This is a genomic window from Flavobacterium panici, from assembly GCF_903819335.1.
Lineage (GTDB): Bacteria > Bacteroidota > Bacteroidia > Flavobacteriales > Flavobacteriaceae > Flavobacterium > Flavobacterium panici.
Window position 1 is genome coordinate 18,632 of record NZ_CAIJDE010000053.1, and the last position, 15,862, is coordinate 34,493.

Annotated in this window: 12 protein-coding genes; 4 read left to right on the top strand and 8 right to left on the bottom strand. The window is 34.5% G+C overall.

What is annotated here, in order from left to right; all coding sequences use genetic code 11:
- Positions 1–411: 411 nt before the first annotated feature.
- Positions 412–906, bottom strand: coding sequence for a TlpA family protein disulfide reductase (locus FLAPXU55_RS17465; RefSeq protein ID WP_180859792.1), 495 nt, complete (start codon positions 904–906; stop codon positions 412–414).
- A 375-nt stretch (positions 907–1,281) separates the two neighbouring features.
- Here FLAPXU55_RS17465 and FLAPXU55_RS17470 point away from each other — a divergent pair, with 375 nt between their 5' ends.
- Positions 1,282–1,584: an ArsR/SmtB family transcription factor gene (locus FLAPXU55_RS17470; protein WP_035644774.1), complete on the top strand. Its 303-nt coding sequence runs from the start codon at positions 1,282–1,284 to the stop codon at positions 1,582–1,584.
- A gap of 7 nt (positions 1,585–1,591) precedes the next feature.
- Positions 1,592–2,698 carry an NADH:flavin oxidoreductase gene (locus FLAPXU55_RS17475; RefSeq protein WP_180859794.1) on the top strand — a complete coding sequence of 369 codons (1,107 nt, stop codon included), beginning with the start codon at positions 1,592–1,594 and terminating at the stop codon, positions 2,696–2,698.
- Between the two features lie 234 nt (positions 2,699–2,932).
- On the opposite strand, the gene FLAPXU55_RS17480 is transcribed toward FLAPXU55_RS17475, so the two are convergent.
- The 5 genes from FLAPXU55_RS17480 to FLAPXU55_RS17500 all read right to left on the bottom strand — a co-directional run bounded on the left by FLAPXU55_RS17480 (position 2,933) and on the right by FLAPXU55_RS17500 (position 9,927).
- Positions 2,933–3,436: a hypothetical protein gene (locus tag FLAPXU55_RS17480; RefSeq protein ID WP_180859796.1), complete on the bottom strand. Its 504-nt coding sequence runs from the start codon at positions 3,434–3,436 to the stop codon at positions 2,933–2,935.
- A gap of 314 nt (positions 3,437–3,750) precedes the next feature.
- Entirely contained in the window at positions 3,751–4,893 is a 1,143-nt protein-coding gene (locus FLAPXU55_RS17485) for an acyltransferase family protein (protein WP_180859798.1), read from the bottom strand.
- 154 nt (positions 4,894–5,047) lie between these two features.
- Positions 5,048–5,695 (bottom strand): DUF1349 domain-containing protein, encoded by a 648-nt coding sequence (locus tag FLAPXU55_RS17490; protein ID WP_180859800.1) that lies wholly within the window; start codon positions 5,693–5,695, stop codon positions 5,048–5,050.
- Positions 5,696–5,874: 179 nt separating this feature from the next.
- The gene (locus FLAPXU55_RS17495) at positions 5,875–8,091 is read right to left on the bottom strand and encodes a glycoside hydrolase family 3 C-terminal domain-containing protein (protein WP_180859802.1); all 2,217 of its coding nucleotides are present in this window, start codon (positions 8,089–8,091) and stop codon (positions 5,875–5,877) included.
- A 207-nt stretch (positions 8,092–8,298) separates the two neighbouring features.
- A complete protein-coding gene (locus FLAPXU55_RS17500) occupies positions 8,299–9,927 on the bottom strand; it encodes a DUF6377 domain-containing protein (protein WP_235992094.1) in 1,629 nt (542 codons plus the stop codon).
- Between the two features lie 161 nt (positions 9,928–10,088).
- Here FLAPXU55_RS17500 and FLAPXU55_RS17505 point away from each other — a divergent pair, with 161 nt between their 5' ends.
- A complete protein-coding gene (locus FLAPXU55_RS17505) occupies positions 10,089–10,433 on the top strand; it encodes a 5-carboxymethyl-2-hydroxymuconate Delta-isomerase (RefSeq protein ID WP_180859806.1) in 345 nt (114 codons plus the stop codon).
- 286 nt (positions 10,434–10,719) lie between these two features.
- Here the strand turns inward: FLAPXU55_RS17505 and FLAPXU55_RS17510 are convergent, their stop codons facing one another.
- Entirely contained in the window at positions 10,720–12,978 is a 2,259-nt protein-coding gene (locus FLAPXU55_RS17510) for an acyl-CoA dehydrogenase family protein (RefSeq protein ID WP_180859807.1), read from the bottom strand.
- Positions 12,979–13,302: 324 nt separating this feature from the next.
- Positions 13,303–14,220, bottom strand: coding sequence for an EamA family transporter (locus FLAPXU55_RS17515; protein ID WP_180859809.1), 918 nt, complete (start codon positions 14,218–14,220; stop codon positions 13,303–13,305).
- A gap of 101 nt (positions 14,221–14,321) precedes the next feature.
- Here FLAPXU55_RS17515 and FLAPXU55_RS17520 point away from each other — a divergent pair, with 101 nt between their 5' ends.
- Positions 14,322–15,746, top strand: coding sequence for an aminotransferase-like domain-containing protein (locus FLAPXU55_RS17520; RefSeq protein ID WP_053472207.1), 1,425 nt, complete (start codon positions 14,322–14,324; stop codon positions 15,744–15,746).
- Positions 15,747–15,862 lie beyond the last annotated feature (116 nt).

Consider the following 15,862-nt stretch of genomic DNA (forward strand, 5'->3'; position numbering starts at 1 on the left):
TTCCATCTTGAATAGAAAATGACAATAAGAAGAAACAAACTCACAATTGTAGTGGCTCGTCTAAGGCCTCTTCCAAAGAAAAGAAAAAATATATTAATGAATATTAGAAAAACTACTGGAGAGAATTTCGTCCAAAGCAATTGAAATTTGCTATTTTCTTCAACGACGTAATTCACATTAACCCTATTATCTATATTCTTGTAATTTCCTCTCACAATAAAAATTGTGGGTGATGTCGCTGAATTTATAGTTAACCGAAAACTTTTATCATCAAAAAGTCCGTAAAAAGGTTTTACGCCACCAAATATGGGAAATAACCTAAAGTGACTTAAGTTCACTTTTAAAGAACCAATTTCGATATTATTTTGCAATCTCGTACGGAAGTCTGATAAAGAAAGGTTTGATTCCATTTTATTGAGCTATCAACAAACTATTAACCATATCTTCTAAAGCTTTTCCGTGGATGTTTTTAGCTATGATAATTCCGTTTTTATCGATTAAAAAGTTCAAAGGAACAGACTGCAGCATATAATCTCCAATAACCGGAGATTTCCAATATTTTAAATCGCTTACTTGTATCCAAGGCAGTTTTCCTTTTGCAATTGCTCCTAACCATAAAGGTTTTTTAGTATCCATAGAAACACTGTAAATTGAAAATTTATCTGGATAGGCGTTGTATAATTTTAATAAAGTCGGCTGTTCTTTAATACATGGCCCGCACCAGGAAGCCCAAAAGTCAACTAAAGTTAATGAACCTCGTAAAGAAGAAAGTACCACATTGTTTCCTTTTGTATCAGGAAGATCAATTTCTGGCGCTATATCGCCAATATCTGTACCTACAACCTGCGCTTTTGAACTGGTTATTACACAACATAAGAATGCTAAAATAAGTAAAGTTTTTTTCATAGTTTATTAAGTTTATTGTTTTGGGGAACGTTTTTTAATCTCGCAAAGACGCAGAGTCGCAAAGTTTTTTTTAAGTCTTCTCAATTGAATTGCCTCCAGCTTTAGCTGGAGGTTTATAAAAATTAGCTTGAAAAGGCTTTAGCCAAAAATATAAAGTTTGGCTAAAGCCCTTTTCTTACTTTTCTTACTATCTCCAGCTAAAGCTGGAGGCAATTGAAAAAGACTTTGCGACTCTGCGTCTTTGCGAGATTAATACACAAGCAAATATAATTTTTCTTTCCTAAATTCTCCATCATTTCTCCTACTCCATCATAAAATTTTCCTAAATAATTTTCTTTAAATTGGTATATCGGGAAAAGTCGATATATTTGCATCATGGAAAATATAGAACTTTTTAAGGCACTCTCTAACAAGTCCAGATTACAAATGCTGGAATGGCTTAAGGAACCCGAAATAAACTTTCCCAGTCAGCTGGAACATGGCGGATTTGAACACGGAGTCTGCGTGGGACAAATTCAGGCCAAAGCCGGTTTGACACAATCTACAGTATCTGAATACCTGTCTATTTTACAACGCGCCGGTTTCATCGAAGCCAAACGTGTTGGACAATGGACTTACTATAAACGCAACGAAGGTGCCTTTGAAGCACTCAGTAAATTAATTCAATCTAATTTGTAAATTACTTATGAGTACAAACAACCTGTTTTCGCCGTTTAACTTAAAATCGTTAAACCTTAAAAACCGAATCGTAATGGCGCCAATGACGCGCTCTTTTTCTCCAAACGGAGTTCCAACTGATGATGTAGCTTCTTACTACCAAAAAAGAGCTGAAGGCGAAGTTGGTTTAATATTATCTGAAGGAACTGTAATTAACAGACCTTCTTCATCAAATGATGCTAATGTGCCGCATTTTCACGGCGAAGCTTCTTTAAACGGATGGAAAAAAGTTATTGATGGAGTTCACGCTGCAGGCGGAAAAATGGGCCCACAGATCTGGCATATGGGAATTATGGATAACCACCATTCAGGATGGGTTCCCCCAGTTCCTTTTGAAGGTCCTTCTGGATTAAACAGACCTGATTTTAGAAATGGTGTTACCATGACTGAAAAAGATATTGAAAATACTATTCTTGCTTTTGGACAAGCTGCGGCTGATGCTAAAAGATTAGGCTTTGATACTGTTGAAATTCATGGTGCGCACGGTTATTTAATTGACCAATTTTTTAGAGCTGAAACGAATTTACGTGAAGACATTTACGGTGGAAAAACTTTACCGGAACGTAATCGTTTTGCTATCGAAGTGATTAAAGAAGTTAGAAAACAAGTGGGTAACGATTTTGCTGTAATCATGCGTTTTTCTCAATTTAAACCTTCTGATTACAATTATAAACTGGCTAAAAATCCGCAGGAATTAGAAGCTTGGCTTACTCCTCTTGTGGATGCCGGAGTGGATATTATACACGCTTCGCAACGCAGATTCTGGGAACCTGAATTTGAAGATTCTGATTTGAATTTTGCAGGCTGGGCTAAAAAAGTTACCGGAGCTCCAACTATTACAGTTGGTTCTGTTGGTCTTTCTGGAGATTTCTTTGGCGCTTTTGCTGGTGAGAGTTCTCAGCCAACTTCTTTAGAAGAATTAAACAGACGTTTCGACAGAGGTGATTTTGATTTGGTTGCCGTTGGAAGACCTTTACTATCTGACCCAAATTGGACTGCTAAAATTAAAGCCGGAAAAACAGACCAGTTAAAAGGTTTCAGTAAAGAAGCTTTGGGAGCGTTAGTTTTAGAATAAATCTTAAAGATGGCCCACTGGTTTAACGGATTTTACTGGTTTACGCTGGTTTTAATTTTATCTGTGGCACAAAATAATACAACAGGGATGAGACTATTAAGTTTCATCCCTGTTTATTTTTCACACATGCATATCCGTAGAGGCGCACAGCAGTGCGTCTACGCAACGTTATGTAATCAAATATAATTACAAAATAGAAAGGGATGAAACTATAAAATTTATTCCTTTTTATTTTTATAGATCATCATCGTTATCAGAATTAAAGTAATCGTTTGGATTAAAGGGAATATCATCATCTGGATCTTTATCATGGGCATTTACGCCCGGCGGATTAAATAGTCCCCAGCTGTCTTTTATGTAATTCCAAACATCAAAACTCGCAACCCAATCAATAAATAGCAAACGAAATTCTTCAATGGTATTTCTTAATAAAGAAATATAATCCATATCTTTTATCCCCTCTTCATATCGTAAACTCCCGGCCTGAACATATAATTCTCGAGCAGCTTTTCTAATAATCGCTGCATTTTCCATACGAAGATCATATAAATCTCCCCCTTCTGCTCCTGCAATTTTTACTGGAATAAGCATAGCATTTTCTAACATAAAACGAACCACAGTTTCCTGTAAATATTCATTATCCGCAGGAACAATATACACTAACCCTTGTGTTAATTTAAAAATTTGTTCTGCCTTTTGGTATATTGGCATTTTCTCGGTTTCATCTGGCTCTAACATTTCTTAGATATTTTTTATCAACACAAATATATTACAATAAAATCTTACAATATAATTTTATAACATCTGTATATAATACAAAATAAAATCATTTTAATCATTTTAATCCTTTTAATCTGTGGCAAAAAAAAACGCACTGCTGTGCGTCTCTACATAAAAACAAAAAAATAAAGGGATGAAAACATGAAATTTCATCCCTTTTTTGAATATCTATAACTAACAAAATTAGAAATTCAAGATTTTTATTTAGGTACAGAGTGGTAAAGGTTTAAAGGAACAGAGTTTTTTTCCTTTGAACCTTTGTCCCTTTGAGCCTATGTAACTTTTTTAACTCTTTGAAATTTATTCTGAAGCCAATTTCTAACCGGTTCGTCGTATAATTTTAAGCATACAAAAGCTAAAAGAATACTTGCGACCAGAAGTGCAATTCCAGGGATGAATCCGTCTTCAAGGGAAACTTTATTATCGACAACCCAAGCGGTATACCAATAAATTAACGGATAATGCGTAATGTAAATTGGATATGAAATATCACCTAAAAGTTTGCATATTTTTGCTGAGAAAGCACTTTTAATCTGTCCGCCTGCTCCTATTGCCACAATAACCGGGAAGATTAAAATGATAACGAAAGATTCGTATAAACCATTCATCCATAAAGTATTTTCGTCTCCAAATCTTGGCAATGCCAAAACAATTGTGATTAAAATACTGCAAACCCAAAATGCTCCTTTTATGTGAATTAGTTTTCCTAAACGGGAAAGTAAAACTCCGGCAAAAAATGGATATAATAATCGGGTGAAACCAACATTCATTTGTTCCAGATTTAATGACCAGCCGCCAATTACGTCTCCTTTTGGACCAAAAACGGTATAGTTAATTAACAGTCCGGCAAATATCAGCACGAAAACTGATAGTACTTTATTCGAAAATCTGCGAAAAATTAGGGCGTACAAGATGTTTGCGATGTATTCGAAAAAAAGTGACCATGCCGGACCATTTAAAGGATGCATTTCACCCCAGCCTCTGATTTCCATTGAAGGCGGAATTGGCAAGAGTGTGAAACCAATAATCATGGTTAAAATTACTTTCCACACTTCCATTCCTGCAATTTGCGGAAACAATATGTCTGAGGCCTGAAAATAATAAAATAGAGCACCAATGATCATTCCCATAATTACCATAGGCTGTAAGCGAATTAATCGGCGTTTGTAGAATTCCCATTGCGTCATTTTCCCCCAGCGATCGTCATACGCATACGCAACAACAAATCCTGATAAAAGAAAGAAGAAATCAACAGCTAAATAACCGTGATTGATAATCTGTATAAAACGATTTCCGCCGCTAAAGGTTTCAAAAATGTGAAAAATAACAACTAAAATAGCCGCAACTCCACGCAAACCATCGAGAATCTCGTAATGTTTTTTTGGTTTTATATCAGTGTAAATAACTGTGCTCATAAAATATTTTGGTTATTATAAGGTTAGTCTAAATTTTAATTAAACACATAGAGACATAGTTTTTGAACTTTAAAAAAGGCGTTTCACTTGTTTAAACAAACATAGCTATGTGTTAAGAAATTGGAATTTGGAATTTAAAAATTGAAAATTTAATTTATTGATGGTTTTTCAGCCATTCTAATCTTCTTTGATCTGCTAAATGTTTTACAGAGAAGTTTTCGAATTTAGCCTCAAAACCTTTTCCGTCAGGAGAAGCGGCCATTAATCCAACCATTACAGGCGTATTGTCTTGTAAAGGCGCGTTTCTAGTCATGATATAATTTTTATCATCAAAAGAATAAAATACCTCGATAGCATCTAATCTTCTAACCGCTTTAATCCAAACAAAAGGCGGTGCTTTTTCAAGAGTAGTTACACTCCAGTCGCTTTTATCGTGTGTTACAACGGTGCTGATATTGAATTTTCCGTCAACAAATTCTACTCCGGTTTTAATGTAGTTTTTTTCATCAACACGAATCATTAAACCCATTTGGTCAAAACGAGCGATATAATTTCCAGTGATTTTTACTTTGGCTTCAAATTCACCGCCATACGTTGCGTAATAAAAAGGCGCATCATCAACCGTGAATCCGTAATGAGAAATTCTCCAGTAATCGCTGTTTGCAGTTACATTCATGATTAAGGCATTGTTTTTAATTTCCCATTTTTCAGGTTCATTAAACCATTGCATTTTTTCCAGACTTTGCGCCGCAAGATTTTGCACTAAAAATAAAGCGACAGCACCAAGTACAATTTTTTTCATAGTAAATAATTTAAACAATAAAGTGTTTTATTTTTTTACCATTAAGATATTAAGTTCAAAGCTTAATTAGCTTAATATCTTAATGGTAAAATTTTAAACTTAATGGTAAATCTTAAAAAGCAAAGCTGCAACTTTTTACACTTGCAGCTTTACAACCAACCAATTTAGAAATAATGAAATTATTGAAGTGAGAAGCCCACTTTAGATTTTATATCAGTTGAAGATGCCCCTACGATAGCTTCAAAAGCTCCCGGTTCAGCAACCCAGTCGTGTTTTTTATCATCAAAGAAACTTAAAGCTGTTTTATCGATTGTAAACGTAACTGTTTTCTCTTCTCCCGCTTTTAGCGAAACTTTCTCAAATCCTTTTAATTCTTTAATCGGACGAGGCAATGAAGATTTTAAATCGCTGATATAAAGCTGTACTACTTCAGAACCTTCTCTGCTTCCTGTATTTTTTACCGTAACAGAAAATGTAATTTTATCGCTGCTTGCAATTTGTTTTTTATCAGCAGTTACTTTTCCGTATGCAAAAGTCGTGTAGCTTAATCCGTGTCCGAAAGAGAATAATGGTTTTATTTTTTGTTTGTCTGCCCAACGGTATCCAACAAAAATTCCTTCGTTGTATTTTACTTCATCCTTACCTGGAAATTCTCCTAAAGCATGTGCTCCGTTATCCGATAATTTTACCGGGAAAGTGAAAGATAATTTTCCTGAAGGATTTACATCTCCAACTAAAACCGAAGCCAAAGCATTTCCAGCTTCAGTTCCTAAAAACCATCCCTGAACAATTCCCGGAACTTCTTTTACCCACGGCATTGCAACCGCATTTCCAGAAATATTTACGTAAACAATATTCTTATTTACTTTTGCTAATTCGCTGATTAATTTATCCTGACCATAAGAAAGCTCTAATCCGTTACGATCATGACCTTCATCATCCTGATTTGGGGCTTTATTCAAACCTCCAATAAACAATACAATATCAGCATCTTTAGCTACTTTTAAAGCCTCAGCAGTTAATTCAGCAGGAGAACGTTTTTCCTCTAAACTTACTTTTGCTACTACTCCGTTATAATTACTTGTTGGATCTCCTACGTAACCACGAGCATAAACGATTTCAGCCTGATTGCCAATTCTTTTCTTTAAACCTTCAAGAGGTGTAATTTCGTAACGTGCTTTTAGAGAAGAACTTCCTCCTCCTACAGTCATCATTTTAATTGCATTTTCACCGATAACGGCAATCTTTTTAGTTTTAGAAAGATCGATTGGTAAAATGTTGTTATTGTTTTGTAATAAAACGATTCCTTCCTGAGCAATTTTTAAACCTGCTTTAGCATGTTCTTCTGTTCCAAAAGATCCAAAAGGACGATTTCTATCCATTGTAGTCAAGAAAGCTAAACGTAAAACGCGACGTACTTTTTCGTCTAATTCTTTTGTTCCTATCTCCCCTTTTCTGATCATTTCAGAATATGGTTTTGCTAAGTAATAATTATCATAAGCATTACTAGTTCCCCAAGAAAGTCCGTTTGTCCAAGAACCAAATTCCATATCCAAACCATTATGGATAGCTTGTTTCGTATCGTTTACGCCTCCCCAGTCAGAAACTACAACACCTTTAAAGCCCCATTCTCCGCGAAGAATATCGTTTAATAAATATTCGTTGTGGCAGCATTGCTGACCTTTGTATTTGTTATAAGCACCCATAATTGCCCAAACTTCACCTTCTTGTACAGCCGCTTTAAAAGCCGGAAGATAAATTTCGTATAAGGCACGATCGTCAACTACTACGTTAACAGAATTACGGTTTGTTTCCTGATTGTTTAAAGCGAAGTGTTTTACGCAGGCAGCAACTCCATTAGACTGAACACCTTTAATATAAGGAACCACCATTTTTGAAGTTAAAAACGGATCTTCTCCCATATATTCGAAGTTACGACCGTTTAAAGGGCTTCTGTAAATGTTAACTCCGGGGCCTAATAGTACGTTTTTGTTTCGGTAACGCGCTTCTTCTCCAATTGATTTTCCGTATAAAGAAGCTAATTCTTTATTCCATGTTGAAGAAAGTGCGGTTAAAGCCGGAAATGCAATACAAGAATCATTTGTCCAACCTGCTTGGTCCCATTCGTCCCATTTTACTTCAGTACGAATTCCGTGTGGTCCGTCGGTCATCCAGTTTTCCGGAATTCCAAGGCGTTTTACACCAGGTGAACTAAATTTTGACTGCGCATGAATTATGGCAATTTTTTCTTCGGTTGTCATTCTTGAAAGCGCATCTTCTACACGCTCGCTAATTGGCTTTTTATCATCAAGATAAACCGGAACCTTATTTTGTGCATTCAATCCGAATGAACTCAATAAAACTAAAACAACGATTGTTTTAACGTTTTTAAACATAACTAGTAATTTATTTAAGCATTCAATTTTTGGTATAGATACAAGTGGTCAATTGTACCTTTTAATAATATTGTAAAGCTAAAACGTTATAGTTCGTTTTGAATTTTTAAACGAAAAAAAGTAGTGAATTAAAAAATTAAAATATTGATTATCAATTTTTTAACAAAAAATAAGACGCAAAAAAAGTAGTGATTTTAAAATAAATCTTTACATTTTCAATGTAATTAAACCTATTTTCATGACCATTTCTTCAAAATCATTTCTCGAAACTGCTGCTTTATTTCGGGCTCTTGTTCGATAATTGTAAATTGTACTTAAAGAGTAACGAAGAAAGGCCGCAATTTTTACACTGTCGTTAATTCCTAAACGAATCAAAGCAAAAATTCTAAGCTCAGTATTTAGTAATTCTCCCTGTTTTAAAACGATTTGTTCTTCTTTAATTAAAAGGGCATTAAAGTCTTTTACAAAAGTTGGATACAAGTTCAGGAAAATAATATCGAAATTTTTATACAATTCTTCTAATTCTGTATCAACCAAAGTCGTTGACTTTAGCATTTTATAGATTTCGTCAAATTGTTTTGCCGTTGCTTTTTTATTTAAAATAATACGGTAGTTCTCTAGTTTATTAATGTAAGTTGAACAAAGGCTGAAAAAATGTGCAATATATTCTTCCTTGATATGATTCGATTCAGATAATTGTGCATTACGTTCTTGCAGCTGATTATTGGTTTCGGTAATATCCTGATTTAATTCGGCTAATTTTTGACTGGTTTCATAGAGCTCTCCCCGAATTCTTGAAACCTTTTTCATTTGTTTGTAAACGTAAATTACCGCAATAATTAAAAATACCGAAAGCAAACTGATGCAGATTAAATAAAGCTGTAATTCTGTTTTTCGTTTGGCTTCTTTTTCTAAATAAACGGTATTAATAATCGAATATACTTCTGACATTAAAAGCGTCCGAAACTGCACATTACAATAAAGCGCGTCTTCAATTGCCGATTGCGTTAGTTTATACGCCATATCAACATCTTCGATTTCGTAAAAAACCAAAGCCAGTTCCTGCAGCGAAGCGTTATCTTTATTAGCATTTTTAATATCAGCGGTTGCGGAAAGTGCATAATATTTTTTTCGTAATTCCAGCTGATGTGTATGTTCATAAATACTTCCAAGCAAATAGGTAATCATGGCATATTGCGGATCATCTTCGCTGGTATTTTTAAGCAAATCCATTAATTGCTTTTGAGCACTAACTATTTTTTTGTGATATACGTCGTGCTGAATTTTATTGATTTGGTAATTAATAGATTTTGGATCTAAAACCATCAATAATGAATCACGGTATTTTTGAATTTGCTGTAAATATTCTTTACTGTAACTATTTGCCGCGTAATGCTCGAAAAACTCACGATACGAAACATAATAGTTTGGAAGAAGCGATTTTGACAATTTGTTTTTGTCAATAATTTTTAAAATTGCTTCGGATTCGCGGTATTTTCCTGAAGAAGAATAAAGTGTAACTAATTGCAGATTGGCTAAATCGGCCAAATCTTTATCGTGAAGTTCATCAGCAATTTTTAAATTCTTTTTTACGTATAAAATAGCCGAATCTGAATTGAACTTTTGGTATTCTGTATATAAGGTTTTATTGTAATTGTACTCTTGTTCTTTCGTTAAATCCTCTGATTTGATTTTTTTGAAATTTAAAATCCTTTCTTCCTTTAACCGAACATAATGCTGTTTGTTTTTTAGCGCCAGATTTAACTTGTCTATAATATCATCTGTACTTTCCGAAGCGAAAGCCGAAAAGTTAGTCAAGACAATTAAAAGTAACAAAAATGGATTTTTCAAACTGAATAAAAATAAATGTAACGTACAAATATAATAAAGTGTAAATAGAAAAATGAATTATTTATATATCTCGCAAAATAACCTAAAACTAATAATGATTTTTATAATTTTGATTGAAGTGAATTTCTAACTTAAACTACTATCAAATGCCAAATTTTATCATCGAATGTTCTGAAAATGTATTAAGATTAAAATCTGCAGATGACATCATGCAGGAAGTTTTTAATTCAGCTTTATCAACAGATCTTTTTACTGCTCCAGAAATTAAAGTTCGCATAAACCCTTTCTCACATTATAATAATGGCAATACTTTGAGTGATTTCATCCATGTTTTTGGCTACATAATGGAAGGCCGAAATGAAGAACAAAAAAACAATTTATCAAAAGCAATTGTAACGAAACTAAATACAATTTTGCCCGAAGTTAAATCGATTTCTATGAATATAGACGATTTTCAAAAGGCTGGTTATTTTAATTGTAAAATGATTTAATTGATTTTGTGATATAAATAATTTTATTACAAATAATAAATGTTATAATATTTTCCATGATATTGTCATTCCGAGGAACGAGGAATCGCACTAGAGAATCGACAAAGATTGGCGATCTGCTGTACGGAATTTCTAGTGCGATTCCTCGTTCCTCGGAATGACAAAACTTTGCGTTAAACCTTATCGAAAGAAAAAAAAAACCTTGTCAAAGTTTAAAACTTTGACAAAGTTCCTCTAAAACTTATAAAACCTTATATCACTTATATGGTTTAAAAATATTTAAAAACTACACCGCAATTGGCGCTGCCAAGCAACTCTCCGGAATATCAAAAGCATTTACTAACGCCACAGCATCCGGACGAATATCCCAGCAAAGCTGATTCACTATTTTACGGACTGCTTTTGTTTTCACCGCTTCCATATAACCATCTTCAAGATACCAGGCTTTGTTTTTTTCTATCTGCGAAAGCGCATATAACTGATATAATTTTGTCAATATTTGTTTTGAATTTTGATCTTCAATTGCTTTGATTGCTTCCTGAAATTGTTCTAAAACAATACGTTCCAAATAAGCCTGAGCGACATCAATCATTTGATGCTGCACAACATTAAAAGCATCATAAGCTTCTAAACCGCCATCTACTAATTTCTTGATACGTCTCGCTGCCGAAGCCAGAATTGTTTTTTCTCTGTGCACAAAAGCCTGAAGATGAAATTCTCCATCCAGTAAATGTTCATCATCTGATCTTCTGGTTGCAATTGGATTTTTTTCTGTAATGGCTGTTTTGGCATTTTCATATACATAATTGATGATTCCCAAAGAACCCATTTCTCCGAAAGATTTTCTGAATTCAGATAAACGGTTTTTAGCCACTAATTGCATTAAAACGGTATTATCACCTTCAAAAGTCGTGTAAATTTCGGTGTCATTTTTTAAAGCGTCAATTCGGTTTTCAGATAAATATCCTTTTCCGCCACAGGCTTCTCTACATTCCTGCAAAATATCTCTTGTACTCCAGGTTGAGTACGATTTCATTCCGGCTGCAAGCGCTTCGATTTCCTGCATTTCGCTTTCTGTTCTGTTCAAAAATCTTTTAGTCAGATATTGAAGCGCAAAATGAACGGCATAAGTTTTAGCCAAATGCGGTAACAATCTGCGTTGGTGCATTCTGTAATTCAAAATTGGAACTTCTGATCCGCCTTCAGGTCCAAATTGTCGGCGTTGGTCGCTGTAGCGAATGGCAATTGTCAACCCAGATTTGGCTGCAGCCAAAGCCGAACGCGGAATCCCGATTCTTCCTCCAACCAAAGTTCCTAACATCGTGAAAAACCTTCTGTTATCACTCGGAATCGGACTTTCGAATTCGCCTTTATCGTTTACCGAAGCAAAACGATCCAGCATATTTTCTTTCGGAATCACAACATTATCAAAACTAATTGTTCCGTTGTCTACGCCATTTAATCCCATTTTATGTCCGCAGTCACCAATTGTAACGCCTTTTAGAGTATTTCCGTTTGTATCTCTTAGCGGAACTACAAAAGCGTTTACGCCATAATCGTGATCGTCGATAATTAATTTAGCGAAAACAGTTGCCATTTGTCCGTGGACTGCGGCGTTTCCGATATATTCTTTCTGAGCATTTTTATTAGGTGTATGAATAGTAAAAGTCTGATCGTTATGATTGTATGTTGCCGTAGTTTCTAAACCTTTTACGTTTGATCCGTGATGTGTTTCGGTCATGGCGAAACAACCCGGAAGTTTTAAGGAACCAATATCTTTTAGATATTTTGCATAATGTTTTTCGGTTCCAAGAGACTGAACGCTCATTCCCCAAAGTCCAAACTGAACTCCAAATTTTATCACCAAGCTTAAATCATGATAACTTAGCGTTTCCATAATCGCAAAATAATCTTCTACGTTTCCTCCTCCGCCATATTCCTTCGGATAAGCCATATTTCCTAAGTTTTCATCGGCTAAAATTTTACACCAGTTGTAAACCGTTTGGCGAAAAACATTGATATCTGTCGAAGTTTCGTAAGCAAATTCAGGTCTTGAAATTACTGATTTTACTTTTTTTATGATGTGAGCTTCTTTTCCATCCAGAAATTCGGTTATTTTTTGAATATCAAAATTGCTCGTTGTCTGCGAATTTGCGGTAAAAGAATCGGCTTTTGTTTTGAAGTTTTGAAGTGCTTCTTCGCCTAAAATTCCAAGGTCATTTTCGAGTTTTATAAAGTCTGATTCTAATGAAGAAATATCCAAATCTTTATCTGAAAGTGCCACAGCAATATCAAAAATGGATTTTATCGAAGATTTATCCTGAATGCTTTTTTCAATATCCAGTTTCCATTGTGCGAGTTCATTTCGCGAAGGCGGATTTGAAATATCAACTTTAGATAAAAGATATTCTTGTTCTTCGGCTGAAAGGGCTTTTTGGGATTTTATAAATTCTTTTAATGTGGCAAATTCCTTTTGAGTTAAAAGATCATCAGACCACACTAAATAAAACAATGGAGTAAAAGCTTGAAGTTTTGCTGGTTTCATATAATAGAGATTCGGTTTTTATTTTTTTTGCCACAGATTATACAGATTAAAAGGATTTTTTTTCGCCACGAATTACACGAATTTTCACGAATTTATTTTTTTATACTGATTCTTTAAATCAGTTTGAATTCGTGAAAATTCGTGTAATTCGTGGCCGACTTTCCACGTAAAGAAAATAATCCCTTTAATCCGTATAATCTGTGGCCTATATTTCAATTTACTGCATAAAAAAACAGGAATGAAAAATACTCATTCCTGTTTTAAAACCCTGTTAAGATTCTCGTAATTTTACATTTTTTTAACCAATAAAATATGAGAGATACATTACTGAGAATCTTTAGACGACAGGATATATTTCTGTTTTATGGCAAAAATATGATGTGAATTAAAAACTAACACAGCAATAAAAATAATACCGTATGCTATAATTTGTATAATGCCAAATGGTTCTTTATAAAAAAACATGGCCAGTAAAAAAGCAATCATCGGATTGATGTTTAAAAGCATCCCAACGGTTGAAGAATTTATTCCTGAAAGTGCATATAAATTAAGAAACAATGGGAAAATTGTAAACAAAATGGCGATAGTTTCGATACAGAAATAAAACCTAAATTCTGTTGGAATTGGTCCGCTGTAGGCTGGGAAAAAAGGCACTAAAAATAAAGCAGCCAAAGTAATATGAAATGTTAGGACTATAAATTTATCAAAACCTTTGTTAACGCGCTGACTTACTAAATATGCGGCATAAGTAAAGCCAATTATGATGCTGAAAAACATATCCATTATATTGGCATAAGACAAAAGAATACAGCCTGAAATACTTAATCCAACTGCAATCCATTGTGTTTTACTTAGTTTTTCGTGCAAAATAAAATACGCCAGTAATGTGGTTAAAATTGGACAGACTAAATATGCCAAAGATGTGGCTTTTACGCTGACATGATTCATTACATAAATAAAGGTAAACCAATTGGCCATTAGAAAAACGCTTCCGCCAATATTTAATAAAGCCGATTTTCTCTTTTCAGCTTTTGGCATTGCTTTAAAAACTGCTATGGCTTCTTTAACCTTTTTTCGTCTAAATGTAAAAGAAATCAGGAGCATTAAAATGCTGCAGCTGAAAACACGATAGAATAATATATCCAATGAGGCATAATCATGTATTGGTTTTAAAACCAAACTAAAAAATCCCCAGATTACAAAACAAGTAATCGCCGCTATGTAGTATTTTGTTGTTTTCACGAAATTTTAGTTTGTTTAATTTTCTATGAAACAAATTTCTAAAAAATAAAATAGCAATACAGATACAGTTTTTGTAAATTGCAGCATAACAGTTTATTTTTATGAAGAGTTCAAATTACTTGTATCTGCAGTTTGCAGACGTTATTGAAAAGCAGATAAAATCAGGGCTTTTAAATGTTGGAGACAAACTGCCTTCGATCCGGGAAGTTTGTGCCGAAACGGGTTACAGCATGAGTACAGTAAGCAAAGCGTATTATGAGGTCGAAAGCAGGTCTTTAATCGAATCGCGCCCTCAGTCTGGTTATTATGTGAGTAATATCTCGGCCAGAACAATTCCGGAACCTTCTGCCAGCAGTCCCATATTAAAATGCGAAAACATAGATCGGGAAGATTTAATCGATCAGGTTTACGGTAATATGACCGATAAAAATATTACGATGCTGTCGCTGGGTTTTCCATCAAATGAGCTTCTTCCTATTGCAAAATTAAACAAAGGAATGGTTCAGGCGATGCGCCAGTTGCCAAACAGCGGAACAAGCTATGAAGAAGTACAAGGTAATTTGAATTTAAGAAAAGAAATTGCGCGCTGGTCTTTTAGCTGGGGCGGTTCTTTAACAGAGCGGGATATTATAACGATGCCGGGCTGTACAAGCGCCATATCGCATTGTTTAATGACGTTGACAAAACCAGGAGATACTATTATTACCGAAAGTCCTGCTTATTTTGGAATTCTGCAATTGGCTAAATCTTTGGGTTTATATATTATGGAACTGCCTACCAATATGACAACGGGCATAGAATTAGAAGCGCTGAAAAAAGCTCTTGCGACTAAAAAAGTTACACTTTGTTTATTGATGAGTAATTTTAGTAATCCTTCTGGAAGCATGATGCCTGCTGAACACAAAAAAGAAGTGGTAAAATTGATGGAGTTTTACAACATTCCATTAATTGAAGATGATATTCATGGCGATTTGTACTTTGGCGCAAGCCGCCCGACAAATTGCAAGACTTACGACGAAAGCGGTATTGTACTTTGCTGCAGTTCTGTTTCTAAAACACTGGCACCGGGTTATCGCGCCGGCTGGGTTTCACCTGGGAAATTTAAAAAAGAAATCCTTCGTAATAAAATTTACCACACGCTCTCCTCTCCTACAATTACACATGAAGTTGTGGGTGATTTCCTGAAAAACGGACGCTATGAAAATCATCTTAGAAAAATCCGCCAAATACTGAATCGCAATTGTAATAATTATATCAATACAGTTTTAGAATCTTTTCCCGCAGGAACAAAAGTGAGCCAGCCTCAGGGCGGCTTTTTCCTTTGGGTTGAATTAGATAAAAAAATTGATACTGCTGCGTTTTATCATCTGGCTATGAAACATAATATCAGTATCGCGCCCGGAAGGATTTTCTCTTTTCAAAATCAGTTTTCGAATTGTATGCGTTTGAGTTTTGGGCTTCCGTGGAGTAATGAATTGCGGGAATCCATTCGAACTTTGGGGAGATTGGCAGCGAAACAGTTGTAAAGTTTGTCTTTGCGATTAGTTTGTCATTTCGATTTCTATGATAAAACCAAATCTTTTTCATAAAAGGTTTGGTTTTTTATTACTGCAAAAACTCGATGGATTATTTTGTTTCTCAC

Excerpts from the sequence above, each read along its gene's own strand:
- FLAPXU55_RS17465 (WP_180859792.1), bottom strand. The coding sequence starts at position 906 with ATGAAAAAAACTTTACTTATTTTAGCATTCTTATGTTGTGTAATAACC.
- FLAPXU55_RS17470 (WP_035644774.1), top strand. The coding sequence starts at position 1,282 with ATGGAAAATATAGAACTTTTTAAGGCACTCTCTAACAAGTCCAGATTA.
- FLAPXU55_RS17475 (WP_180859794.1), top strand. The coding sequence starts at position 1,592 with ATGAGTACAAACAACCTGTTTTCGCCGTTTAACTTAAAATCGTTAAAC.
- FLAPXU55_RS17480 (WP_180859796.1), bottom strand. The coding sequence starts at position 3,436 with ATGTTAGAGCCAGATGAAACCGAGAAAATGCCAATATACCAAAAGGCA.
- FLAPXU55_RS17485 (WP_180859798.1), bottom strand. The coding sequence starts at position 4,893 with ATGAGCACAGTTATTTACACTGATATAAAACCAAAAAAACATTACGAG.
- FLAPXU55_RS17490 (WP_180859800.1), bottom strand. The coding sequence starts at position 5,695 with ATGAAAAAAATTGTACTTGGTGCTGTCGCTTTATTTTTAGTGCAAAAT.
- FLAPXU55_RS17495 (WP_180859802.1), bottom strand. The coding sequence starts at position 8,091 with ATGTTTAAAAACGTTAAAACAATCGTTGTTTTAGTTTTATTGAGTTCA.
- FLAPXU55_RS17505 (WP_180859806.1), top strand. The coding sequence starts at position 10,089 with ATGCCAAATTTTATCATCGAATGTTCTGAAAATGTATTAAGATTAAAA.
- FLAPXU55_RS17510 (WP_180859807.1), bottom strand. The coding sequence starts at position 12,978 with ATGAAACCAGCAAAACTTCAAGCTTTTACTCCATTGTTTTATTTAGTG.
- FLAPXU55_RS17520 (WP_053472207.1), top strand. The coding sequence starts at position 14,322 with ATGAAGAGTTCAAATTACTTGTATCTGCAGTTTGCAGACGTTATTGAA.